This is a genomic window from Endozoicomonas sp. SESOKO2, from assembly GCF_024606245.1.
GTDB lineage: Bacteria > Pseudomonadota > Gammaproteobacteria > Pseudomonadales > Endozoicomonadaceae > Endozoicomonas_A.
Genome location: NZ_JAHHPQ010000619.1, coordinates 1 through 1,745, shown reverse-complemented (window position 1 = coordinate 1,745; position 1,745 = coordinate 1). Strand labels below are relative to the sequence as shown.

Sequence of the window (1,745 nt, the reverse complement as noted above, 5' to 3'; positions counted from 1 at the left end):
TGGTTTTATCATTTGGTATTAAAATGTTTGACCCGATAGACAGTATTAAGTTCCGAGCCATAAGTCACTGGATACGCACCCGGATAACAACTTTTGAAAAGACGTTTTAATTAATTGTACGTTCAATCAAAATAGATCAGTAAATTGCATTGGTTCATTAACCAAGTCCAGAGTTTGGAATAGGCACTCCATTTATCATCTATGTTGGCTTCCCGGAGGAAAGTCGGCCACTGTAATTTGTCGAGCTTTGCTGATGGATTCAGCGGTTCAATCAACTTTTTACTTCTGGCTACGTATTCCTTTTTCTGCGTTTCTGAGAGATCTTTATTGTGATATAAATTGACTTCCCTATCAATCTCCCAGCAAAAATAACGATAAAATCTCTGGGGATTAGACAAATTACCGATAATCATCGGAATAATGCACTGGCCGACAATGCCTGCATCGGTTTCACTTAGCAACTCGCGCCACGGTTGTCCCGAAGACCTGTTCAATTGAAACAGAATATTTGACAAGTGATATCTGAATCGTTCGTTATCATAATCTTCCGGATATATCCTCCAAGTTACTTCATTGGTTTCCAGATCTTCAAGGTTAAATGCAAGTTGCCCCAGGGCTTTTCTGGTACGTCGCAAATAATCGAGCCTATTATTGGCCGACTCCTCATACTTCTGCCAGTCTTTTATCTTTTGGTCTTGTTGTTCCTGCGGGTATTTGGAAATAGAGCTTTCAAAGCACGCTTTCTTCTGCTGAAAATCCTGTTTTACCTGAATGTACTCATTGTGGAAGGCCATTTTAATTTTTCTCACAACATCGGCAACGGCAACGATTAAATCGATATCAGCATTTCTTAACATGCTGGCTCGTACTGCATGATAAAGATCATGCAGCATAAACTCGAGAATCAATTGAGCAGATAAGTAGTCAGCAGTTTTTGGCAAAGGGTGGCCAGGAAACGGAATCGCCATGTCTCTGTGTCCTTTGAGGCTGCCGGTTCTAATATCTTCAGGCGTACTGATCCCGATCACTGGATTGATATTATGGGCTTCTTTCTGGCATAAACTGTCAATAAAAGCCTGTCGCAACGTGATGGAAGGGCACATCACCTTGCCGAAGGCATCAAACAAAACAAAGAAGTCCAAGCTTAACAGGGCTTCTTTTATCGTGCGTTGCCCTCCGTATTCATCTGAAGAATTTGGCTGGCTGCAGGTCCAGAAACCTGCCTCAACCTGAGGTGCTCTTTTAAGCAAATGCTTCATTCTCTCGATAATGACATTTACATTGAAAGAACAACCGGTAAAGAAATCCTCGGACCTTATCAATGAACTCGCTATGACGTACCAGGCGACTTCATTAACTTCTCCATTATCATCAAACAGTTGATAATGCTCAATCTCAAATGATTTTAAATCCTGGATACCTTCCAGGTAAACGCCCTGCAGGGTAACCAGGGTTGCAAATTCGTTGCGGCTGATTTTCTTTTCCCGAAATGCACGAAGCGCTGCATAGGCAAAGGTATCAGATTTTAAAAAGCTTTGGTGTTCTGTAGTGATTGTTTCTGGTTTGTGACAGCACTGGGCCACTTGGTGGAGCTGAAGCGGAGTAACGGCGTTTACCTTCTCCATGATCAATGATTGTTGGTCTGTCTTGATTCTACGAACCACTTCTTTAAACGCCTTTGCATGGTCATCGGTGCCTGGCAAATCCAGGGGGCTTAAAGAGGTTCCTTTAACGTCTCTGACCTT

1 protein-coding gene is annotated in these 1,745 nt (G+C 42.3%); it reads right to left on the bottom strand.

What is annotated here, in order from left to right:
* Positions 1-122: 122 nt before the first annotated feature.
* Positions 123-1,745 (bottom strand): hypothetical protein (locus KDK17_RS15325; RefSeq protein ID WP_257288443.1); only part of this gene is annotated, 1,623 nt, incomplete at its 5' end.